Annotated in this window: 20 protein-coding genes; 15 read left to right on the forward strand and 5 right to left on the reverse strand. The window is 69.4% G+C overall.

What is annotated here, in order from left to right:
• Positions 1-3 precede the first annotated feature (3 nt).
• From Q7S93_RS11275 to Q7S93_RS11290, 4 genes are all read left to right on the forward strand, one after another.
• A complete protein-coding gene (locus Q7S93_RS11275) occupies positions 4-405 on the forward strand; it encodes a GtrA family protein (RefSeq protein ID WP_304714001.1) in 402 nt (133 codons plus the stop codon).
• Positions 395-1,219 carry a glycosyltransferase family 2 protein gene (locus Q7S93_RS11280; RefSeq protein WP_304714002.1) on the forward strand — a complete coding sequence of 275 codons (825 nt, stop codon included), beginning with the start codon at positions 395-397 and terminating at the stop codon, positions 1,217-1,219. The genes Q7S93_RS11275 and Q7S93_RS11280 overlap by 11 nt, the downstream gene beginning before the upstream one ends.
• Before the next feature lie 67 nt (positions 1,220-1,286).
• Positions 1,287-2,138 (forward strand): GNAT family N-acetyltransferase, encoded by an 852-nt coding sequence (locus Q7S93_RS11285; protein ID WP_304714003.1) that lies wholly within the window; start codon positions 1,287-1,289, stop codon positions 2,136-2,138.
• Between the two features lies 1 nt (position 2,139).
• The gene (locus tag Q7S93_RS11290; protein WP_304714004.1) at positions 2,140-2,910 is read left to right on the forward strand and encodes a PIG-L family deacetylase; all 771 of its coding nucleotides are present in this window, start codon (positions 2,140-2,142) and stop codon (positions 2,908-2,910) included.
• Here the strand turns inward: Q7S93_RS11290 and Q7S93_RS11295 are convergent.
• Positions 2,885-3,253, reverse strand: a complete 369-nt coding sequence (locus Q7S93_RS11295; protein WP_304714005.1) for a hypothetical protein — start codon at positions 3,251-3,253, stop codon at positions 2,885-2,887. The two genes, Q7S93_RS11290 and Q7S93_RS11295, sit on opposite strands and share 26 nt — an antisense overlap.
• Positions 3,250-4,344 (reverse strand): glycosyltransferase family 2 protein, encoded by a 1,095-nt coding sequence (locus Q7S93_RS11300; protein WP_304714006.1) that lies wholly within the window; start codon positions 4,342-4,344, stop codon positions 3,250-3,252. Before Q7S93_RS11300 ends, Q7S93_RS11295 begins: the two co-directional genes overlap by 4 nt.
• Before the next feature lie 126 nt (positions 4,345-4,470).
• On the opposite strand from Q7S93_RS11300, the gene Q7S93_RS11305 reads away from it, so the two are divergent.
• From Q7S93_RS11305 to Q7S93_RS11320, 4 genes are read left to right on the forward strand one after another with little or no spacing between them, the layout of a single operon-like run.
• Positions 4,471-5,304, forward strand: a complete 834-nt coding sequence (locus Q7S93_RS11305) for an ABC transporter permease (protein ID WP_304714007.1) — start codon at positions 4,471-4,473, stop codon at positions 5,302-5,304.
• The gene (locus Q7S93_RS11310) at positions 5,301-6,056 is read left to right on the forward strand and encodes an ABC transporter ATP-binding protein (RefSeq protein WP_304714008.1); all 756 of its coding nucleotides are present in this window, start codon (positions 5,301-5,303) and stop codon (positions 6,054-6,056) included. The genes Q7S93_RS11305 and Q7S93_RS11310 overlap by 4 nt, the downstream gene beginning before the upstream one ends.
• Positions 6,057-6,113: 57 nt before the next feature.
• A complete protein-coding gene (locus Q7S93_RS11315) occupies positions 6,114-8,399 on the forward strand; it encodes a hypothetical protein (protein ID WP_304714009.1) in 2,286 nt (761 codons plus the stop codon).
• Positions 8,396-9,616: a glycosyltransferase family 4 protein gene (locus tag Q7S93_RS11320; RefSeq protein ID WP_304714010.1), complete on the forward strand. Its 1,221-nt coding sequence runs from the start codon at positions 8,396-8,398 to the stop codon at positions 9,614-9,616. Before Q7S93_RS11315 ends, Q7S93_RS11320 begins: the two co-directional genes overlap by 4 nt.
• A gap of 12 nt (positions 9,617-9,628) precedes the next feature.
• Here the strand turns inward: Q7S93_RS11320 and amaB are convergent, their stop codons facing one another.
• Together amaB and Q7S93_RS11330 are read right to left on the reverse strand one after the other, a co-directional pair.
• Positions 9,629-11,158, reverse strand: coding sequence for an L-piperidine-6-carboxylate dehydrogenase (gene amaB / locus Q7S93_RS11325; protein ID WP_304714011.1), 1,530 nt, complete (start codon positions 11,156-11,158; stop codon positions 9,629-9,631).
• A 9-nt stretch (positions 11,159-11,167) separates the two neighbouring features.
• On the reverse strand, positions 11,168-12,268 hold the full coding sequence (locus tag Q7S93_RS11330) for a saccharopine dehydrogenase family protein (protein ID WP_304714012.1): 1,101 nt from the start codon (positions 12,266-12,268) through the stop codon (positions 11,168-11,170).
• 128 nt (positions 12,269-12,396) lie between these two features.
• Here Q7S93_RS11330 and Q7S93_RS11335 point away from each other — a divergent pair, with 128 nt between their 5' ends.
• The 5 genes from Q7S93_RS11335 to Q7S93_RS11355 all read left to right on the forward strand — a co-directional run bounded on the left by Q7S93_RS11335 (position 12,397) and on the right by Q7S93_RS11355 (position 17,460).
• On the forward strand, positions 12,397-12,822 hold the full coding sequence (locus Q7S93_RS11335; protein ID WP_304714013.1) for an Lrp/AsnC family transcriptional regulator: 426 nt from the start codon (positions 12,397-12,399) through the stop codon (positions 12,820-12,822).
• A 77-nt stretch (positions 12,823-12,899) separates the two neighbouring features.
• On the forward strand, positions 12,900-13,886 hold the full coding sequence (locus Q7S93_RS11340) for an SDR family oxidoreductase (RefSeq protein ID WP_304714014.1): 987 nt from the start codon (positions 12,900-12,902) through the stop codon (positions 13,884-13,886).
• A 27-nt stretch (positions 13,887-13,913) separates the two neighbouring features.
• Positions 13,914-15,026, forward strand: a complete 1,113-nt coding sequence (locus Q7S93_RS11345) for an AI-2E family transporter (protein ID WP_304714015.1) — start codon at positions 13,914-13,916, stop codon at positions 15,024-15,026.
• Positions 15,027-15,154: 128 nt separating this feature from the next.
• Positions 15,155-16,873 (forward strand): hypothetical protein, encoded by a 1,719-nt coding sequence (locus tag Q7S93_RS11350; protein ID WP_304714016.1) that lies wholly within the window; start codon positions 15,155-15,157, stop codon positions 16,871-16,873.
• Positions 16,870-17,460: a hypothetical protein gene (locus Q7S93_RS11355; protein ID WP_304714017.1), complete on the forward strand. Its 591-nt coding sequence runs from the start codon at positions 16,870-16,872 to the stop codon at positions 17,458-17,460. The genes Q7S93_RS11350 and Q7S93_RS11355 overlap by 4 nt, the downstream gene beginning before the upstream one ends.
• A gap of 40 nt (positions 17,461-17,500) precedes the next feature.
• Here the strand turns inward: Q7S93_RS11355 and Q7S93_RS11360 are convergent, their stop codons facing one another.
• Entirely contained in the window at positions 17,501-18,688 is a 1,188-nt protein-coding gene (locus tag Q7S93_RS11360; RefSeq protein ID WP_304714018.1) for a serine hydrolase domain-containing protein, read from the reverse strand.
• A 680-nt stretch (positions 18,689-19,368) separates the two neighbouring features.
• Between Q7S93_RS11360 and Q7S93_RS11365 the strand changes: the two genes are divergently transcribed.
• Together Q7S93_RS11365 and Q7S93_RS11370 are read left to right on the forward strand one after the other, a co-directional pair.
• Positions 19,369-19,692, forward strand: coding sequence for a helix-turn-helix transcriptional regulator (locus Q7S93_RS11365; protein ID WP_304714019.1), 324 nt, complete (start codon positions 19,369-19,371; stop codon positions 19,690-19,692).
• Complete coding sequence (locus tag Q7S93_RS11370; protein ID WP_304714020.1) at positions 19,689-20,939, forward strand: type II toxin-antitoxin system HipA family toxin; 1,251 nt, start codon at positions 19,689-19,691, stop codon at positions 20,937-20,939. Before Q7S93_RS11365 ends, Q7S93_RS11370 begins: the two co-directional genes overlap by 4 nt.
• The last annotated feature ends 49 nt before the right edge of the window (positions 20,940-20,988 follow it).

Below are 20,988 nucleotides of genomic sequence, written 5' to 3' on the forward strand. Positions count from 1 at the left end.
CAGGTGCTCCGGTTTGGACTGGTGGCCGCGATCGGCCTGGTCGTGGACCTCGCCGTCGCCTCGGCCCTGGCGGCGGGGGCCGGCCTGGCCCTGCCCCTGGCGGCGGCCTGCGGCTTCTGCGCCGGCGCCGTCTTCAACTATGTGGTCAATCTGAAGTGGACCTTCGCCGCGGCGCGCCCGTCAGGGGGGGCCAGACGCATCGCCGCCTATGTCCTGACCCTGGCCGCCACTCTCCTGACGCGGGTGGCCATGGTGGCGTTGCTGGAGCCCCTGGCGGGCCAGGGCGCCCTGGGGACGCTGGGGGTCCTGATCGCCGCCACCGGCGTCTCGTTCATCGTCAACTACGGACTGAGCAAGCGCTTCGTCTTCATCCCCAGCCAGGGCGGGCCCCGCCATGACGTCTGACGCTGCGAACCCCCCTGCCGACCGCGCGTCGTGGCGGATTCCCGCCCATGAGACGCTCAGCCTCGAGCCCCGTCGCCACGCCTACGCCCTGGTCATTCCGGTGATCAACGAGGGGACGCGAATCCAGCGACAGCTGGAGGCGATCCAGACGGCGAACCTGCCTGTGGACGTGATCATCGCCGACGGCGGCTCCACCGACGGCTCCCTGGCCCGTGATTTCCTGCTGCAGGTGGGCGTCCGGGCGTTGCTGACCAAGACGGGGCCGGGCCGCCTCAGCGCCCAGTTGCGCATGGCCTATGCCTGGGCGCTGGACGAGGGCTATCTCGGCCTCGTCACCATGGACGGCAACGGCAAGGACAATGTGGAAGCCGTCGCCCAGTTCGTGGCCCTGCTGGAGGCCGGCTACGACTATGTCCAGGGCTCGCGCTATCGACCGGGCGGGCGGGCGGAGAACACGCCCCTGGACCGCACCCTGGGCAACCGCCTGGTCCACGCGCCCCTGCTCAGCCTGGCGGGGCGGCGCTGGTTCACCGACACCACCAACGGCTATCGCGGCTATTCCCGCGCCTATCTGACCGATCCGCGGCTGGCGCCATTCCGCGAGGTCTTTTCCAACTATGAGCTGCTGTTCTACCTGACCGCCCGGGCAGGCCCCCTGGGCTATCGAGTCTGCGAAACCCCGGTCCGGCGCACCTATCCGGTCGGGGAGGCCACCCCCACCAAGATCGGCGGGCTGTCGGCCAAGCTGGCCCTGCTGGGGCAGACGCTCCAGGCCGCCCTTGGGCGGTATGATCCCCCCAGGTCGTCGTCCTAGATCGTCGTTGCGGCCGGGCGGGAAGGCTTCCTTGGCGGCGCCGTGCAATCATGGTCATTTGGCCGCGATGGACACCGAAACTCCGGATATCAGCCCCTCAGGCGTGGCGCCCGCGGCGCTCGAGGCCTATTCAGCCCTGCTTTCCAGGGTGTTCGGGGCTGGTCCGAAGTTTACGCCAGAGGCCATCGCCTGGCGTTACCGCGACAATCCGGCCGGTCATGTGGTCGGGGCCGATGCGTGGGCGGGATCGACCCTGGCGGGCCACTATGTCACCTGCCCCATGCGCGCGGTGGTTGAGGGCCGCCCCCTGAAGGGACTGCTGTCGCTGAACACCGCCACCCATCCGGACTTCCAGGGCCGCGGGCTGTTCACCCGGTTGGCGCGGGCGACCTATGAGCAGGGCGCCGAGCGGGGCTATGACTTCGTGATCGGCGTGGCCAACGCCCAGAGCACGCCGGGCTTCCTGGGGCGACTGGGCTTCCAGCATGTGGGCCGGCTGGAGGCCGGCCTGCTGGCGGCCGCGCCGCGCCGGTTCGCAGAGGCCCCCCTGCAGTTCCGTGGCGACTGGGACGCCGCGATGCTGGCCTGGCGCCTGGCCAATCCGGCGAGCCGCTACCGGACGGCCCGCCGCGGCGAACTCACCGCCATCTATGCCGACACCCATCTGAGCGGCGTCCGCTGCGCAGCCTTCGTCGACGGCGAAGCACTGGCCGCGACAGAGCCGCCCCCCCTGGGCTTCACCCTGTTCCTCGGCCTCGATCCGCGCCTCAACCTGGATGGCCCGAGGCTCCTCCGCCTGCCCGACCGTTTCCGGCCCTCGCCGCTCAACCTGATCTACCGCCCCCTCAGCGAAGCGGCGCCCCGCAGCCTCGATCCGAAGGCTGTGGCTATCAGCTTCCTGGACTTTGATCCGTACTGAGATGACGGTCGTCTATATCCTGGCCCATTGCGACGACGAGTACGCCGCCCTGCCGCTGATCCTGGAGGCCAAGGCCGCAGGGCAGGCGCAGGCCTTCCTCTATGTGGCCGAAAACTCAGGCAGGGCGGTGGCCGAGCGGCGTTTGGGCGAGACCCGCGCCTTCCTGGCCAGCCTGGGTCTTTCCGAGGACAGCGCGACCTATGCCGTATCAGGCGTCGGCGCCTATGACGGCCAACTCCACCGGCATCTGGACGCCTGCCTCGACCAGCTGCGGGACCGGCTGGCGGCGATCCCGCAGGTGGAGACGTTCGTCATCGCCGCCTGGGAGGGGGGGCACGCCGATCATGACGCCTGCGCCGCCCTCACCACCGTGCTGGCGGCCGAGCGGGGCGCGCCGGTCGAGCAGTTCAGCCTCTATAATCGCCGGGGCCTGGGCGCCCTGCCCTTCCAGGCCTGCGCGCCCATTCCGGAGAACGGGCCGGTCCGGCGCATACCGCTTAGCCTCGGCCAATGGCTGAACTGGGCGCTGTCGGTGCGACGCTATCCGTCCCAGGCCACCAGCTGGCTCGGCCTCTGGCCCTCGATGTTCGCAGGCTTCGCCCTGCGCGGCGGCTATGGCGTGCAGCGTCTCGACCCCGCCCGCCTGGCCGAACGGCCGCATGCGGGCGACCTGCTCTATGAGCGTCGGTTCGGGGTGGCCTATTCCGACGTGGCCGCGGCGGTCAAAACGCTGCTGGCCCGCGAATTCAGGCCTGGCTCTGGGCCTGCATGACCACGGCGAAGCCGGCGAACATGATCAGATAGCCTAGCGCAAAACGCCAGGAGACCGGCTCCTTGAACAGGGCCCAGGCCAGCAGGGGCACCAGGGCCGAGCCCAGGATCGAGAAGACATAGGCCTGTGACAGGGGCACCCGGGTGAGGATGTAGAACCACAGGAGCGCGGTCAGTCCGTACCAGGAAAAGGCGCCGATCAGAGGCACGTTCTTGATCAGGCGCAGGACGAGCGGCCCGTCGAGCTGGGCGTTGTAGAGCGCCGCCCACTTGAACATCACCTGGCCCACCGGCAGGGCCGCGGCGAAGACCACACACAGCGCCATGTCGCGCAAGGCCATCATGGGCGCGCCTCCTCAACCATGGCCCCGTCCTCGGCCTGGGCGGCGGCTTCCATGCGCGCCAGGGTGCGCAGATAGGGATGGATCGGCCGCACCGGCACATTGACCACGTCGAAGTTCATCGCCTGCAGCAGCAGCTGGACGCCGATGATCACCGGCAGGGCGGCGGTCATGACCACGCCGGCCGAGGCCGCCTGGCCCGGGTCGCGCACCGCCATCCAGTTCAGGGTGTAGAGGCCGCCAAACAGCAGGAACAGGCCGCCGAAGATCAGCTCCAGGGTGGCGACGTTGAAGTCGCGCACGAAATACTGGCCGAGCGCCCGGCGTATGAAGTTGCGCAGATGGCGCCAGGCGAACGGGCCGAGCACCTCGGTTATCCTCAGATTGCTGACCTCGTCCCCATAGCGAGCCGGCATGGGCACGTCGCGGACCACCGCGCGCAGGGTGCCGAGGTGATAGAGCAGGTCGGTCTCGAAGAAGAAGCGCCTGGCCACCCGCTTTTCGGCCACCAGGCGCGCCACGCTGGCCTCGATGGCGGTGAAGCCATTGGTGGGGTCGAAGACGTTCCAGTAGCCGGTGGAGAGCTTGGCCAGGAAGCTCAAGCCGGCATTGCCCAGGATGCGAACGCCGGGCATGCCCTGCAGGTGGCTGACCGAGGAGAACCGGTTGCCCTTGGCGTAGTCAGCCTCCCCCAGCAGGATCGGCGTCACGAGCTGGGGCAGGTAGGACAGGTCCATCTGGTCGTCGCCATCGACCTTGACCAGGATGACGCCGCCCAGGCGGGCGGCCTCGCCATAGCCCGCCAGGGTCGCGCCGCCGACACCCTGGTTCTCGGCCAGGCGAAGCACGTGGACCCGACGGTCCTCGCACGCCGTCTCGATCAGGTCGCCGGATCGGTCGGGACAGGCGTCGTCGACGCAGACGATGCCTTCGACCCAGGCCGGGATCTTGGCGAGAACGTTCAGGATATGGTCGCGGACCTTGTAGCAGGGGATGACGATCCACACCCCGGCGCCCTCAAGGGCTGGCTCCATCGGGCGCAGATCGTGGTGGGTCGGGGCCGGCGACCGATGGAACTGATCGATGGACGACATGCTGGCGGCGCTCTCCCTGGCTTTGCGCTATCACGCGGGGGTCAGTGTGCAAAGCTACGGTCCCGGCGCCATGCTTGCGCCGCAAAAATGCACCTGATACCAGCGGCGCTCGCTTTGGGAGACCCTATGGAATCCGCTCAACACATGCTGCGGACCGGCCGGCGTGGCACGCTGTTCGAATTCAGCATGGCTCTGCGGGACCTCGCCATGTCCTGGGACCGCCGCGGCCTCGCCTGGTCGCTGGCCTGGCATGATGTGGTGTCACGCTATCGCGGCTCCATCCTCGGCCCCTTCTGGATCACCATATCCATGGGTCTGATGGTGCTGGGCATCGGCCTCCTCTATGCGCGGCTGTTCGGCATCTCGGTGGCCGAGTTCATGCCCTATGTGGCCATGGGCATCGTCTTCTTCGGCCTGATGTCCGGGACCATCAACGAGGGCTGCGAGACCTTCGTTCAGGCTCGGAACATGCTGAGCCAGACGGCCCTGCCCATGTTCACCTTTGTCTGGCGGACGGTTCTGCGGAACCTGATCAACTTCGCCCACCATGCGGTGATCATCATCGCGGTGATCGTGGTGTTTGGCCTGTGGCGAGAGATGGATCTCCTACCGGCCCTGGGCGGCCTGCTGCTGACGGTGCTGAACCTGTCCTGGATCAGCCTGCTGGTGGCCATCGCCTCGGCCCGGTTCCGCGACATTCCCCAGTTTGTCATGTCGGTGATGCAGTTCGCCATATTCATGACGCCAGTGTTCTGGAAACCTGACGCCTTCCCCGACCGTCACGCCTTCCTGACGCTGAACCCATTTTACCACATGCTCACCACCATCCGGGCTCCGCTGCTGGGCGAGCAGGCCGACGGGCTCTCCTATATCGTGCTAGCTATTGCGGCGGTTCTGGGATGGGCGCTCACCTTCTCGGTCTTCGCTGTCACCCGCCGCCGGATCGTGCACTACCTATGAAGTCTCCCGAAGTCTCGATCGCGGTCACCGACCTCAGCCTGCGCTTCCCCGTCTATGGGATGGACGCCAAGTCGCTGAAGAAGAACCTGGCCCGGGTCACGGTCGGCGGGCGGCTCGGTTCGTCGAACACCGGGGCGACCGAGGTCACGGCCCTGTCCAACATCAGCTTCAACCTGCGGCCGGGCGACCGCCTGGGCCTGGTCGGGCACAATGGGTCGGGCAAGACGACCCTGCTGCGCGCGCTCTCGGGCGCCTATGAGCCCGACGAGGGCCAGATCGAGGTCCGCGGCCGCATCGCCGCCCTGCTGGACCTGTCCCTGGGCATCGACCCCTCCGCCACCGGCGTGGACAATATCCGCCTGCGCGGCCGCATCGCCGGCATGAGCTCCAAGGAGATCGAGGACAAGATGGACGAGATCGCCGCCTTCAGCGGTCTCGGCCCCTTCCTCGCCATGCCCATGAAGACCTATTCCGCCGGCATGCAGGCCCGCCTGGCCTTCGCCGTCGCCACCGCGGTCGAGGCCGATGTCCTCCTGATGGACGAGTGGATCTCCGTGGGTGACGCGGAATTCAAGAAGCTGGCCCACCGCCGGCTGCTGAACCTGGTGGAGCGCGCCGGCATCCTCGTGCTGGCCTCCCACGATACGCAGCTTCTACGGCTCTACTGCAACAAGGTGATGCGGATGGAAGGCGGGGTCGCCTCCGAGGTGAAGGACATCCGCCGCATCGACGAACTACTCGCCGCCGCCTGATCCTGGCCGGCCCGCCGGGCCGCCACCAGTCGGGCGCCAGCTGTCGGGAGCGGGCCCTTGGACGTCGTCTTCACCATCGTCTCGCGGAACTACGCCGCCCAGGCCGCGGTCCTCATGCGCAGCCTGGCGCAGGTCGAGCCCGCCGCCGCCCGGGTGGTCGTCGCCGCCGATGGCCCCATCCCGGCGCTGGAACCCTACGCCCGGGTGATCGAGGCGTCCGAGACCGGCGCCCCCCTGGGACCCATGAGCGTCTATTATGACGCGCTCGAGCTGAACACCGCGATCAAGCCCCACGCCTTCCGACGGCTCATGGCCGAGCCGGGGGTGAGTTCAGTGACCTATCTGGACCCGGACATCTTCGTCTATGCGCCCCTGGCGCAGATCCGCGCCGGCCTTGAGGCCGCGCCGCTGGTGCTTATCCCGCACCTGACACGACCCCTGGCCGGCGAAGCCAATCCCAACGACCACACCATCCTGACCTCGGGCGCCTTCAATCTGGGCTTCATGGCGGCGCGACGGGCCGACGAGATCTTCGCCCTGCTGGACTGGTGGGCCGAAAAGTGCCGGTTCGACTGCCGGGTGGACTTCGAAAACGGCCTGTTCACCGACCAGAAATGGATGGACCTGGCGCCGGGCCTGGTCAGCGACGTGGCCATCCTGCGGGATCCGGGCCTCGACCTCGCCTATTGGAATCTTGAGGGGCGCACCCTGTCCGATGGCGGCGGGGCATGTACGGTCAACGGCCATCCCCTGGGCTTCTTCCACTTTTCCGGCTTCGACCCGCGCAGCCCCGCGGTGCTGAGCAAGCACCAGGACCGCCAGGTGGTCCCACCGGGTTCGCCCCTGTCACGGCTGCTGGACAACTACGCCAAGGCGCTGCTGGAGAACGGGCACGACCAGGCGCGGCGCCAAGCCTACGCCTATGAGGCCTTCCCGTCCGGCCGGGCGATCTCCGGTCCCATGCGCCGCCGCGCCCTGCGGGCCGCCCGGGAGGGCCAGAGGTTCGACGACGGCCTGACCGCCGAGGTCGAGGCCTGGCTGGACAGCCCCGACCCCCTGGCCTCGGTCGACGGCCTGCCTGACGTGACCCGGGAGATGGACCAGGTCTGGCGGGAGGACGCCTTCGCCGCCGCCCGGTTCGGCCGCGGCGACCTGGAGAGCCGTCTGGGTTTCCACGCCTGGTTCGCCGCCCAGCCGCAGAGCGCCACCGCCTCGATCGCAGCGGGCCAGGCCCTGCTGGACGCCTGGCGGGCCGGGGCGCGGATCGCCGCCCCCTGGCCGCAGGCTGACACTCCCTGGACCGGCGAGTCGCGCCAGATCGCCGAGTGGCTGGCCGCCCCCGGCGAGCGGCCCCTGCCCCGGGCCGCCGCCGCCCTGCTGGCGGCGAGGGCCGACCTGCGCCGGCGGTTCGAAGGCGGCCCGCCGGAGGACCTGCTGGCCTGGCTGCTGGGACCGGAGGCGCAAGGCGGCCGCTTCGCCCCGGCCCTGCTGGATGGCCCGACCCAGCTCGATCTCAGCCAGGAACTCCAGCCGCTGCTGTGTGCGGCCCGCTACGCCCGCGCCGCGCAAGGCGACCTGGCGGCCTTCCGGTTGCAGGCCTGCGCCGGCTACGGCCTGGCGGTGCGGGGCCGGTGGCCTTTCGTCCTGGCCCAGGCCGTCCGGGGCGATGGCGATCGCCTGGTGGGGAGCCTGTCGAGTCCCTTCCCCTTCCCCCGTATCCTGATGCTCGTCTGGGAAAGCCGCCCGGATCTGCAGCGGCTGTTTCCCCTGCACCGGCCCCTGGGTCGGGTCCGCTACCTGCGCTGGCTGATCGGCGGCGGGTTCGCCGAGTATGACATCGATCCGGCGGGCCTCCCGGACGTCCTGACCCGCAGTCTCGTCTATCGCCTGGCCCGGCTGAGCGTGCGCAATGGCGCCCCCCTGCTGGTGCGCAACCGCCCCAGCCGGGTGGCTGCCGTGGTGGTCGCGCCGGCGCGCACCCGCGACATGGCCGACTGGCCCAATGACGTGGTCATTCTGGAGGCGGCCACGGGGCGGCTGCGTCGGGCCGACGGCGGGCCGGTGGGTCCGGTCGAGGCCGATCTGGTGGTCTACGCCACCGGTCCGGGCTTCGTCGCCGCCGATGCGGTGGCCCTCATGGCCCAGGGGGTGACCTGGCGCCAGGCGGCGGCCGCCTGGACCACCACGGCGCTGGCGGACCTGTCCGACGACCATCCGGTGTGGGGGTTTGTCGACGAGGTCTGGAGCGACCGCCCCGCCATCGACGACCGGCCAAGGCCGGTGCGGACCCTGTCGTCCGAGACGCCCCTGCAGGCCCAGATCGCCGGGCTGATCGGCCTGTGAACCTGATCAGCCCGGTGCGCGACGCCTGGCGGGGCCTTGCGCCTGAGGCGCTGCGCCGCATGGCCCAGCCCGCGCTGGCCGCGATGCTCGAGGCCCATGTCCGCGCCCAGGCCCGCAAACCCCATGGCGCCGAGGGGCAGAACGGCGGGCCGCTCCGCATCGTCGGCTATTTTTCCGGCTCCCACGGCATCGCGGCCTCAGCCCGGCTGGCCGCCCGGGCCTTCGAGGCCCTGGGCGTTCCCATAGAGCGCATGGACGCCACGGGGGCGGCCCTGACCTGGAGCCCGCAAGGCGCGGCCCCAACACCGGCGGCGGCCTGGATCTTCCATCTCAATCCGCCGGAACTGCTGGCCGCCCTGGGGCAGACGGGCCCGCGGCGGGTGATCGGTCCCCGCTACGGCTATTGGGCCTGGGAGCTGCCGAGCGCCCCGCCCCGGTGGCTGAAGGACGCCGCCATGGTCGACGAGGTCTGGACGCCCAGCCGGTTCGTGGCCGCGAGCCTGGCCGGCGCCCGGGCGCCGGTGCGGGTCGTGCCCCATCCACTGTTTCTGGAAGACTATGATGACGTCCGCCCGGCCCCGCGGCGGGAGGCCTTCCAGGCGGTGACGCTGTTTGATTTCAACTCCTCCCAGGCCCGCAAGAACCCGCAGGGCGCCATTGCCGCCTTCGCCCAGGCCTTTGGCGATGATCCTGGCGCGCGACTGGTGATCAAGACCCAGAACGGCGGCGAGCACCCCGACGCCCTGGCCAGGCTGCGCGCCGGCGCGCCGGCCAATGTGGAGATCATCGACGCGGTCTGGCCCTATGCCGAGGTGCTGTCCCTGATCGCCGGCGCCGATGTGCTGATCTCGCTGCACCGGTCGGAGGGCTTCGGCCTGACGCCGGCCGAGGCCCTGGCCCTGGGCACGCCGGTCATGGCCACCGACTGGTCGGGCGTGGCCGACTTCCTGGATGATGGAGTGGCCCTGATGGTCCCCGCCGGCCGCGTCGCCGTCGAGGACCCGCAGAGCCTCTATGCCGGCCAGAGCTGGGCCGAGCCGGACATCGCCTACGCCGCCCAGGCCCTGGTCGCCCTGCGCGCGGACCCCGGACGACGGGCGGTGCTGGCCGCGGCGGGCCGCCGCCGGGTGGCCGAGCGCCTCTCGCCCCAGGCCTGGTTCACCACCCTGCCGGACAGGGTCAAGTCAGCCGCCATGCGGGCGGCCCAGGGCCGCTGAGCCGCGGCAATCTCAGATGTCGAACCGGACGCCTTGGGCGAGCGGCAGGGTCGCCCCGTAATTCACCGTGTTGGTGGCCCGGCGCATATAGGCCTTCCAGGCGTCCGAACCGGCCTCCCGCCCGCCGCCGGTCTCCTTCTCGCCGCCGAACGCCCCGCCGATCTCGGCGCCCGAGGGGCCGATGTTCACATTGGCGATGCCGCAGTCGGAGCCTTCGGCCGAGAGGAACCGCTCGGCCTCCCGCAGGTCCAGGGTGAAGATCGCCGAGGACAGGCCCTGGGGGGCGGCGTTCTGGGCGGCGATCGCCTGGTCCAGATCGCGATAGCGGACCACATGGAGGATCGGCGCGAAGGTCTCCCGCAGCATGACCTCGCCCTGGTCTGGGGTCTCCACCAGGGCGGGACGGACATAGACGCCGGGGCCGTCCAGCCGCTCGCCCCCATGGACCACGCCGCCGCCGGCCCTGGCCTCATCCAGAGCCCGCGCCATGGCCTCACCCGCCGCCTCGTCGATCAACGGTCCCACCAGGACGCCCTCGGCCCGGGGATCGCCGACGGCGACCGACCCATAGACCGCCTTCAGCCGCGGGATGAAGGCCTCATAGACGTCCTCATGGACGAACAGGCGGCGCAGGCTCGTGCACCTCTGGCCGGCTGTCCCCATGGCGGCGAAGGCCACGCCGCGCAGGGTCAGGTCGAGATCGGCCGAAGGGGCGACGATGGCTGCATTGTTGCCCCCCAGCTCCAGCAGGGCGCGGGCGAAACGCTTCGCCAGCCGCGGGCCGATCGCCCGGCCCATGGCGGTGGAGCCGGTGGCCGAGACCAGTGGCAGACGCGGGTCATCGGCCAGGGCCTCGCCCACCTCACGGCCGCCGATCAGCACCGACGACAGTCCGGGCGGCGCGTCGCCGAAGCGGGCGGCGGCGCGCTCGAAGGCCGCCTGGACGGCGAGCGCCGTGAGCGGCGTCTTCTCCGACGGCTTCCAGACCACCGGATCGCCGCACACCAGGGCCAGGGCCGCATTCCACGACCAGACGGCCACCGGGAAGTTGAAGGCGGTGATCACCCCCACCGGCCCCAGGGGGTGCCAGGTCTCCATCATCCGATGGTCGGGACGTTCGGTGGCGATGGTCAGGCCGAACAGCTGACGCGAGAGCCCCACCGCATAGTCGCAGATGTCGATCATCTCCTGGACTTCGCCCTGGCCCTCGGAGACCACCTTGCCGGCCTCAAGCGTCACGAGGCGGGCCAGGTCGGTCTTGGCCGCCCGCAGCTCTTCGCCCAGCAACCGCACCAGTTCGCCCCGCCGGGGGGCGGGAACCTTGCGCCAGACCAGGAAGGCCGCGTGCGCCTGAGCGATCGCCTCATGGACTGCGGGAGCCTCGGCGCCGCGCACCTGGGCCACCGCCTCGCCGGTGACCGGGGAGACCACCTCGCGTTGGCCGGCGGTCCACAGGGCGCGCGCCACCCCCAGGCGGTTAAGGGTGGCGGCGACATCGGCGGCGGCGCCCAGGGTAGGAGCAGGCTGGAGAGACAGGGTCATGGGTATCCTTCAGGCCGTGCGGCGGGCGTGATCGTCGTCGGCGTACCAGCGGCCAAAACGGTTGGCGAGGAAGCGGTCGAGGGGGATGTCCTCCTGCCGCACGAAGCCGCTCTGGGGCAGATCTCCCTGGGCCAGCATGTCGGCCACGGCGCAGACCGAGGCCGCTGTGGTGATCTGGATGGCGCTCATGGGCCGCCCCTCGACCGGCTGGGCGTAGATGCGGTTCACATAGGTCTCCTGGGTCAGGGCGCCGGCCTTCAGCCCGCTGACCGTGGCGAAAACCACCACCACGTCCTGCAGGGTGGTCGGCACCGCATGCTCAAGAATGTCCTTCAGCAGATCGCGGCGGTCGCGCAGGGCGAGGTCGTTCAGCAGGGTGCGCATGATGGCCGCGTGGCCGGGATAGCGGATGGTCCGATAGCTGAGATTCCGCACCCGCCCCGCCAGGGTGTCGCACAGGCCGCCCAGGCCGCCGGAGGTGTTGAACGCCTCATAGGCGACGCCATCCAGGGCGAAGGCCTCCAGCCCCTCCAGGGCGGCGACCTCGCGGCGCTCGCCCTCGACAATGGCCTCGCAAGGCTCGCAGTATTCGTTGATGACCCCCTCGGTGCTCCAGGTGAGATTGTAGTTCAGGCCCCCCGTGGGATAGCGCGGCAGGGCGCCGACCCGCAGGCGCGCCTCATGGACCTCGTCGAACCGGCGGACCAGATCCATGGCCACGATGCTGATGAAGCCGGGCGCCAGGCCGCACTGGGGAATGAAGGCGCTCGTGGCGCCCTGGGCCAGGGCGCGCACCTGCCGGGTGGCCGCCACGTCCTCGGTCAGGTCGAGATAGTGGGCGCCGGCCGCCTTCACCGCCTGGGCGATAGGCACGGTGAGCTGATAGGGGGCGGCGCTGATCACCGCAAAGACGCCCTCCAGCCGCGCCGCCAGGGCGACGGGGTCCCGGACATCGACGCGGATGCGCTCCACGCCCGCGCCCACCTTCAGGCCGGCCAGGCGCGCCTCATCCTGGTCGATCACAGCCACCTGATAGGCGCCCGAGGTTCGCAGCATGTCGACAATGGCCGAGCCGATCTTGCCTGCGCCGACGACGGCGATCTTTCGCATTCTGTCTGATCCTGTGGCCCGAGACGTGATGGGCCAGGGTCGCCGCCGGGTCCGGCGGTATCAATTGCGGTATCGGCGAAATCGCGCCATATTTTCGGCGATCTACCATTCAGTTTCGGCGAATAACGATGGACGACCTGGATCAGCACCTGCTGGCGCGCCTGCAGGAGAACGCCCGCGCCCCTGTCGCCGAGCTGGCGCGGAGCCTGGGCCTGTCGCGCACCACGGTACAGAGCCGGATCGCCCGGCTGGAGCGCCGGGGCGTGATCGCCGGCTACGCGGTGCGGACCTCGCAGGCCCATGAGCTGGGGCAGATCCACGCCTTCGTCATGCTGACCGTCCAGCCCAAGGCCGCCGGCCTGGTGGCCACGGCCATGCGCAAGATGCCTGGGGTGCGGCGCCTGCAGTCGGTCAGCGGGGTCTTCGACCTGATCGCCATGGTGTCGGCGGCCGATGTGGCGGCCATGGATGGGCTGATCGACGAGATCGGCGCCTTGGCCGGCGTGGAGCGCACCAATTCGTCCATCGTGCTGTCGACCAAATTCGACCGCTAGGGGGCGCCGCCTGAAGCGTCCGCCTGGAACCGTCATGCGCCCCGGCGGATTGGGGATCGGTCAGAAAGGGACGCGCCATGACCGACGACAAGCCAGACACCTTCCGCAAGGCCGCCGAGCGTACGGCCGAGGACGAGCGGGCCATTCAGGCCGGCATCGACCGCCAGGACGCAGCGGTCTCGAACGATGACGACGGCCCCAAGGCCATGCAGGCCGGAGCCCGGGAATATCCCGTTCCAGACCTGCCGCAGCAGCATCTGAAGAAGCCGGGCCTCGAGGCCGACCTGAAGCTTGAGCCCATGTATGACGCCCCCTTCTACCGGGGCTCGGGCAAGCTGGAGGGCTGCGCGGCCCTGATCACGGGCGCCGACTCCGGCATCGGCCGGGCCGTGGCGGTGCTCTATGCGCGGGAAGGCTGCGACGTGGCCATCGCCTATCTCAATGAGGATGAGGACGCACAAGCCACAAAGGCGGCGGTGGAGAAGGAAGGCCGCCGGGCGATCCTGTTGCCCGGCGATGTGGCCGATCCGGACTATGCCCGCCACGCGGTGGCCAAGACCCTGGAGGCCTTCGGGCGGCTTGACGTCCTGGTGAACAACGCCGCCTTCCAGGAGCATGCGGGAGACCTGGAACAGATCACCGACGCCCACTTCGACCGGACCCTCAAGACCAACCTCTATGGCTATTTCTACATGGCTCGGGCGGCGGTCCCCCACATGAAGCCGGGCGGCGCCATCCTGATGACCGGCTCGGTGGTCGGCCTGCAGGGATCAGGCGAGCTGCTGGACTACGGCATGACCAAGGGCGGCATCCACGCCTTCGCCCGGTCCCTCTCGGCCCAGCTCATCCCCAAGGGGATCCGCGTCAATGTGGTGGCGCCAGGTCCGGTCTGGACGCCTCTGAACCCGGCAGACCGTCCAGACGTCAGCAAGTTCGGCTCCGGCGTCCCCATGGGCCGCCCGGCCCAGCCGGAAGAGATCGCGCCGGCCTTTGTCTTCCTGGCGTCCCCCCAGATGTCGAGCTACATCACAGGCGAGATCCTGCCGGTCATCGGCGGCTATTGACCCTGAATACGAACGGGAAGACGCGCCTTGGCCGAATCTGATCTGAGCCCTTCGGCCAAGACGTCCCGGGGGACGTCGCTGTCCCCGGCCTTCGTTCGCCGGGTGCTGTTCCTGGTCGGAGTCGGCATCGTCCTCGTGGTGGCCTGGCAGCTCATCGACGTGATGCTGCTGGTGTTCGGCGCGATCCTGGTGGCGGTGCTGCTCCGCGCCCTGGGCGATCCGATCCACAAGCTGACGCCCCTGAACGAGGGCCTGTCCCTGTTAGCGGCCGGCCTGCTGATCATCAGCCTTTTGTCGGCCGCCGGCTGGCTGTTCGGCGCCACGGTGGCCGAGCAGGTGCAGGATCTGCTGGAAAGCCTGCCCCAATCGGCTGAGGAGCTGCAGGCGCGCCTGGTGGAGCTGCCCCTGCCCGCCGACTTCATGGCTCAGGTCCAGACCTTCGATCTCGCCTCGGCCCGCCAGGCGGCGGGCCCGATCCAGAACATCCTCGGCCGGGTGGGCGGCTATGCGATGACCGTCGCCGGCGCCGTGACGAACCTGGTGGTGGTGATCTTCGCCGGCATCTATCTGGCCATCAGCCCGCGATCGTCCCGCGATGGCCTGCTCAGCCTGGTGCCCGCTGGCCCGCGGGAGCCCATGTGTCACGCCATGAACGTCACCGGCGTGGCCCTGCGCCGCTGGCTGCTGGGCCAGTTCGCCTCCATGACCATTGTCGGCGTGCTGACGTGGATCGGCGTCTCGATCATCGGCCTGCCCTCGCCGGTGGCGCTGGGCCTGTTCGCCGCCATCGCCGCCTTCGTGCCCATCGTCGGGCCGGTGGTTTCGGTGATTCCCGCCATCATGCTGGCCCTGCAGGACGGGCCGATGATGGTGGTCTGGACGATCCTGGTTTATATCATCGTCCAGCAGGTGGAGAGCAATCTCACCTATCCCCTGATCCAGAAGAAGGCCGTCGCCCTACCCCCGGCCCTGACCCTGTTCGCCGTCCTAGGCTTCGGGGTGCTGTTCGGGCCCCTGGGCGTCATCTTCGCCGCCCCCCTGCTGGTGGTGCTCTTCGTGATGGTGAAGATCCTCTACATCCGGAACACCCTGGGCGACGCGGCTGAGGTTCCCGGTGAGAAGGCCGCCGACGCCCCGTAGGACGACCGGGCGCATCTTCGGCCCCTTGCCCCAGGCCCGGGTGGCATGCGACGGGCATGGACGAACGCTGGGGCGGAGGCTTGGCGAGATCCGCCAGGCGCGGTCCATAGTGGGATGTGAGGTGTTTCGTGGCCGGGTGGGGTAAGACGCAACGGCTTGCCGCGAATCTCGTCTGGTGGGGCAGCCTCGCCCTCGGCGCGATGGTGGCGCTCTTCTACGTCAACCGGCTGTTTCCGGAATTCCCCCTCTATGCCAGCGACGAGGGCGCCTATCTGATCCGGGCGCTGTTCGCCGACCAGATCGCGCTCTATCCCGAGCTGCACCGCAACCTGCAGCCGGTCGGAAATTCGGCCTATCTGCTGGTCATTCGCGGGCTCGACGCCCTGACCCTCAATGTCCTGCCGTGGCTGCGCCTGATCGGCGCTGCGGCCTATTTCGGGGGGCTGCTGCTGCTTCTGCGGGCGGTCAGCCCAAGACTGCCCCGGCCCCAGATCTGGGGGCTGGCGGCGGTGGCGCTCCTGTTCCCCTATTACCGCTTCGTCTTCTCGGCCATGCCGGAGGGCCTGTATGTCGGCCTGCTCTGCGCCATCATCGCCATCACGGCATGGCTCTACCAGCGGCGGCCCTATGCGCACGCCCTGGCGGTCGGCGCCCTCGCCGCCATCCTGGTCCTCGTCAAGCCCCATGGCCTCATCGTTCCCCTGGCCTTTGGCCTGCTGGTGGGCGTCGAGGCCCTGCTTTCGAAGCCCGCGCGGCGCGCCGCGGCCCAGCGCCTGATCCTTTTCGCCGTCGCCTTCCTGGCGACCGGCGCGGCGATAGACCTCGCAGCCCAAGGGCCAGAGGCCCGCCCCCTGCTGTTCTTCCTCGGCGGGGCCTATTCCGAGCACCTCGGCCTGGAGCCTCCGGCCGACGGCCTGTGGCTGGCCGGGCTGGGCGTGGCGTCGATGGCGTCCGTGCTCGCCCTTTTCGCCGGCCCGCCCCTACTGGCCGGCCTGTGGTCCCTGGCCGCCAGCGCGCGCCGGCTCATCCGGGAGGGCGGCGCCTTCCGGCGGGAGGACCTCGTCTTCCTCTTCGCCCTGGCCCTAGCGCTCGGCACGGTGGCGATGGTGGCGGTCTTCACCTACAAGATCGCCGCCGTCGAGGGGGAGCGGTATCGCCTTTGGGGCCGCTATTTCGAGTTCTTCGTGCCCATCCTCTGGCTCGCCGCCGCGCCGCATCTGCAGCCCTGGCGGCAGGGCTATCGGCATGCCGCCCGCGCCGCCGCGGGCCTGGCCCTGCTGGGCGCCCTGGGACTTGCCGCCGCCTTCCTGTCGGGGATCATGCTGTTTCCCTGGGATGGCACGGCGGTCACGGCCTTTTTCGCCCCCGATCCCGAGCGGTGGGGCTTCGCCCCGCAGGCCCCGTTCCGGTTGCTCGCCTTCATCGCCACCGCAGGCCTGGTCGCAGCCACGGCGACCCGACGGGATCTTTACAGATCCTGGGCGGCCTATTTCGTCGTCCTCGGAGTGCTCTCGACCCTGTTCGACGACCTGTGGGTGGGGGAGATCGCCCAGCAGCGCAGCGACATCGAACATGAGCTGCATGTGGCGCAGGGCCTGATGACGGCGGCGCCGGGCCCTTCCGTCGCCCTGGTCCCCAACCTGAACAGCGCCCACCTCGCCTATATGCGACTGAACGGCGGCGCCCGCATTCTGCTCACCCCCCCAGGCCAGGCCCCGCTGGCCGAGATTCAGGGCTATGACTGGGTGATCGTCATGAGCGGCGATGTCCTGGACGCCCCCTGGGAGACGCGCTTCGACGGCCGTGAAGTCGACCTCTTCCAGCACGAGGCGGACCAAGGTCCATGAAACTCCTTCTCGCCGCAGCCCTGGTCCTGGCGCTGGTCGCCGGGTGTGACAAACCCAATGTCGAGCGCGTCGCCGAGATCGAACGCCCCCAAGTCCGGTGGGACGCCCAGACGCAGCGGTACCTTTCCGGCGATCATCCCCTCGAGCTGGTCGCACAGTGGACCTTCGCGGGCGCAAGCCACGGCCTCCAGGCGATCAACGCCGACGCCACGCCGACGCCCGAGGGACTCCGGGTGGTGGCCACCGGCGACGATCCGGGCCTCCGTACGGCGGCCGGCCTGAATCTCAGGGGCGAGGACGCCGATCTCGTGCTGGTGCGGCTAACCCGGCTGGCCGGCGCCGCGAGCTGGGACGGATCGCTCTACTACGCGACCGACCGCCAGGGGGAATCCGCCGACAGGCGTGCCGCCCCGCAACCCCCGTCGTCCCCGCCGATCGGCGTCCAGACCCTGCTGATCTATGACATGAGGCAGCCGTCGGTAGGCCGCCCCTGGCGCCGATCGGCCATCGACCAGATCCGCCTCGATCTCGACAACGAGGCCGGCGGCGCCGTCCTGATCCACGAAATCGCCATCGCCCGCCGCTAGGGCGTGGCTCAAAGAGCTTGAGCTAGATCGAAACTCGCCGTCACGGCTGCCGTGCGTTGGCCAGCCACCGTCGGTACTCCCCGGTGAACGGCGATCCCGGGTCGATCTGCTCGATCAGTTCCGGCATGGCGGCCAGCGCCCTCGCATTGGGGGCGTTCAGGAAGATGATGACGCCCGACTGCGAAGGCGTCCCGATGTAGGCAAGGCTGACTTCGGACCAGTCCGCACCGCCGTGTTGGAGGACGACGGCGTCGCCCAACCTCAAGACATTGAAGCCCAGGCCGTAACCCTGATGATCGGGACAGGGGGTTGATGACGGCGAGGCGCAGTCGACGACCGCCTGATCTCCCTTGTCGGTGTGGATGCGGTCGCGATCTGCGGCCATTTCGGCGCTGTACCCCTCCGCAGTCGCCACAGCCTTCAAGAAAAGGGCGTAGTCGCGAACCGTGGTGACCATGTCGTCGGCGGCGGAATAGCTCCCATCGGCGCGACAGCCCCCGTCCTGCTCTGCAGGCCGGCAATAGTACCCGGGAAACTCACCGGCCTCATCGACTGGCCGGGCGATGGACGTCGCGGCCTCCCCGCGGCGGGCGACGAGGCTGGTGTGGGTCATTCCGACAGGTCCGAGAACGACCTCCTGGACGAGGTCCGGGAATGGCCGGCCGAGCTTGCGCTCGGTGAACCGCGCCAGATACTCCATGCCTTCGCCGGAATAGCTGTAGCGCTCCCCCGGCGCTGACTGAAAGGCCAGCCGTCCACCGGGGAGGAAGAATCGCCAGTTGGGAAAGCCCGTGGAATGGGAGAGCGCCGTTCGCGGCGTCAGGGCGAGCCGACGAGGATCGCTGGCGATGTCCGGATCGAGCCAATGGGCGACCATCGGCTCATCGAGCAACAACCGGCCTTGGTCCGCCAGGCGCAGAATCGTCTCGGCCGTCACCGTCTTGGTGACCGAGGCCACGTTGAACTGCGTGCCAGGCCCTGCCGCGACGCCGGGGGACTGCTCGCCCAGATAGCGTTCCCAGACCAGCTCCCCGTCTTGAATGACGCCGAAGCCTGCGGTGACAATGTCATGCCGCCGAACGATCTCAGCGATGGCGGCTTCGTCCGGCAGGTCTGTTCGACCGGCGAAAGGCGCTTGAGCGATGGTGGCGGGGAGGAGCGGCGACGCGCAGGCGGTCATCGCAAAAGGCGGCGCCCCCCCGATGGCCAGCGCGACGATCCGCGCCACGATGCTTGACGGTCTCACTCTGCACCCCGCTTTCTCAATCGACTGCGGACCAGGCTAGCCTTGGTGATCGGCCGCGGAGAAACATCCCGTGAACCGACGCCCAGCCGGGACCGATCGACGGTCCGCGTCTTGCATAGCCAGCAAGTAAGCCTGTTAGCGCGGCCCCGGCCATGGGGCGCGAGGTTTCAAATTGTTCATATTGCACAGTGAAGGGCGCCTCGAAGCCGTCCGGCGAAGTGGGCCTTGCGACTGTCGATGACCAATCCGGGGGGCGCGTCGCAAGCTTGGGCGAATCTGCGACCATCAGCTACCTGGATCCCGCCGTGTGGAGGCCCGACGATCGGACGATCGTCTGCCGTCTGGGGGTCGCCGCGAAGGCGCTACACGACCGGATTGGCCACGATCTGGACCGCATTGGCATTCCCATCGTCCACGACCCCGAGAGCCACGAAGCCTTGAGCGTCGCAGCCCCTGGCGGACCAGACCGACGCGAGGATGGATTTGGCGGCAAGTTCGGACTCAAGCTGATCGGTCGACCTAAGTCGCAGCCTGCCTGGAGGGCTCAGAGCTTTTCGACAGAGGCATACGATAGCCGCACTCGGCCCGCCGCGCATCCTTATGGCCTTCTCCTTTTGGCCATTTAACTTGAATTTTTCGGCTTTATCGGCCATATATGGACAATGCGTCAAACTCCAGCCGAACTTCTGAAATCTCTCGCGGCGCGCCTCAAGGCCCGCCGTCTGGCCTTGGGCTGGACGCAGGTAGAGGCCGCGCGGCGGGCCGGTGTCGCCTACCGGACTTGGCGGCGGCTGGAGAATGAGGGGCAGGCCTCCCTGGAGGACATGGTGAAGGCAGCTGTCGCGCTGCGATGCGACGAAGGCCTGGAGGCGCTCTTTCCCCTGCCGGCCGCCGCCAGTTTGGATGAGCTTCTGGCGCGGCAGGCCGCCGCCGCGAAGCGCCCATCCCGCACGCGCGCGCCGCGGAGCAGGACCGGCAAATCATGAGGCTCGCCCCAGGGACTCCGTTGGCCGCCAGCCTCTGCTTCGATGAGACCGCCCCCGCCTCCCCCGTCGGACGGCTGGCGATGGCCGATGGCCTGGCGCAGCTCGAGTGGTCGCCAGAGATGATCGCGGCGGACCTGCCTGTCTCGGGCCTCCTCTATCCACCGCAGCCAGGCCTTCATCCCGCCCGCACTCGTGAGTTCGACGGGCTGCATGGCTTCCTGTCCGACAGCCTGCCCGAAGGCTGGGGCCATCTGGTCATGCGGCGGCGTCTAAGCCGGCTAGGCGTCAACATAGACGCCCTGACGCCACTCGACCGCCTGGCGTTGGTGGGCGACGGCGGCCGGGGCGCACTGACCTACAGGCCTGCCACCGCGCCGCCTCCAGAGGTCCAAAGCCTCGACCTGGACGCCCTGGCCAAAGAATCCCAAGCCATCCTGGCCGGTGACGAGGGCGAGCTCGCCGCAACGCTCGCGACCCTGGGCGGGGGCTCGGGCGGGGCGCGGCCCAAGATCCATGTGGGGTTCGACGGACAAGGACGCATCTCGGTCTCCGAAGGGGAGACAGCGCCCGGCCACGAGGCCTGGATCGTCAAGTTCGCCACCCCAAACGACCCGGCCGACATCGGCCCCATCGAGGCGGCCTACGCCGCCATGGCCGTGGCCGCCGGCCTGGAGATGGCGCCCTACCGCCTGCTGCCCTCGCGATCGGGCCCAGGCTATTTCGCCGCCCGGCGCTTTGACCGGCCAGAACCTGGTCGGCGTCTGCACATGGTGTCCCTGAGCGGCGCGGTGGAGGCGCCCTGGCGCAAGCCCGCGAGCTACGACCTCTTCCTCCGCGCCACCCTGGCCATCACCCGCCACGCCGACGATGTACAAGCCGCCTTCCGGCGGATGGTCTTCAATGTTCTGGCCTGCAACCGAGACGACCACACCCGCCAACACAGCTACCTGATGGACGCGCAGGGCCACTGGCGACTGGCGCCGGCCTATGACCTCACCTACTCCGCCGGTCCCGGCGGCGAGCACTATCTCGACATCGAGGGCGAAGGCCGAAACCCCACCCGAGAGCACGTCCAAGCACTCGGCCGCCGCCACGGCCTGTCCAACCGGGTCATCGATTTAGTGGTCCAGGAGGTCCGCGCCGCCATCGCCGACTGGGGGCGCTTCGCGACCGAGGCTGGGGTCGCCAGCCGGTCCCGAGGCGAGATCCTGGCGGCGCAAGAGGCGGTCGTGGGGCTCTTCCTGTGATATCGCCCCACTCCTGGTCCAGAGAAATGAAGAGAGTCCCGAGGCTGCG

This window comes from Phenylobacterium sp., assembly GCF_030646615.1.
Taxonomy (GTDB): Bacteria; Pseudomonadota; Alphaproteobacteria; order Caulobacterales; family Caulobacteraceae; genus Phenylobacterium.

Coding starts and splice junctions, on each gene's coding strand:
- Q7S93_RS11280 (WP_304714002.1), top strand. CDS start 395: ATGACGTCTGACGCTGCGAACCCCCCTGCCGACCGCGCGTCGTGGCGG.
- Q7S93_RS11285 (WP_304714003.1), top strand. CDS start 1,287: ATGGACACCGAAACTCCGGATATCAGCCCCTCAGGCGTGGCGCCCGCG.
- Q7S93_RS11290 (WP_304714004.1), top strand. CDS start 2,140: ATGACGGTCGTCTATATCCTGGCCCATTGCGACGACGAGTACGCCGCC.
- Q7S93_RS11295 (WP_304714005.1), bottom strand. CDS start 3,253: ATGATGGCCTTGCGCGACATGGCGCTGTGTGTGGTCTTCGCCGCGGCC.
- Q7S93_RS11300 (WP_304714006.1), bottom strand. CDS start 4,344: ATGTCGTCCATCGATCAGTTCCATCGGTCGCCGGCCCCGACCCACCAC.
- Q7S93_RS11305 (WP_304714007.1), top strand. CDS start 4,471: ATGGAATCCGCTCAACACATGCTGCGGACCGGCCGGCGTGGCACGCTG.
- Q7S93_RS11310 (WP_304714008.1), top strand. CDS start 5,301: ATGAAGTCTCCCGAAGTCTCGATCGCGGTCACCGACCTCAGCCTGCGC.
- amaB (WP_304714011.1), bottom strand. CDS start 11,158: ATGACCCTGTCTCTCCAGCCTGCTCCTACCCTGGGCGCCGCCGCCGAT.
- Q7S93_RS11330 (WP_304714012.1), bottom strand. CDS start 12,268: ATGCGAAAGATCGCCGTCGTCGGCGCAGGCAAGATCGGCTCGGCCATT.
- Q7S93_RS11335 (WP_304714013.1), top strand. CDS start 12,397: ATGGACGACCTGGATCAGCACCTGCTGGCGCGCCTGCAGGAGAACGCC.
- Q7S93_RS11340 (WP_304714014.1), top strand. CDS start 12,900: ATGACCGACGACAAGCCAGACACCTTCCGCAAGGCCGCCGAGCGTACG.
- Q7S93_RS11355 (WP_304714017.1), top strand. CDS start 16,870: ATGAAACTCCTTCTCGCCGCAGCCCTGGTCCTGGCGCTGGTCGCCGGG.
- Q7S93_RS11365 (WP_304714019.1), top strand. CDS start 19,369: ATGCGTCAAACTCCAGCCGAACTTCTGAAATCTCTCGCGGCGCGCCTC.
- Q7S93_RS11370 (WP_304714020.1), top strand. CDS start 19,689: ATGAGGCTCGCCCCAGGGACTCCGTTGGCCGCCAGCCTCTGCTTCGAT.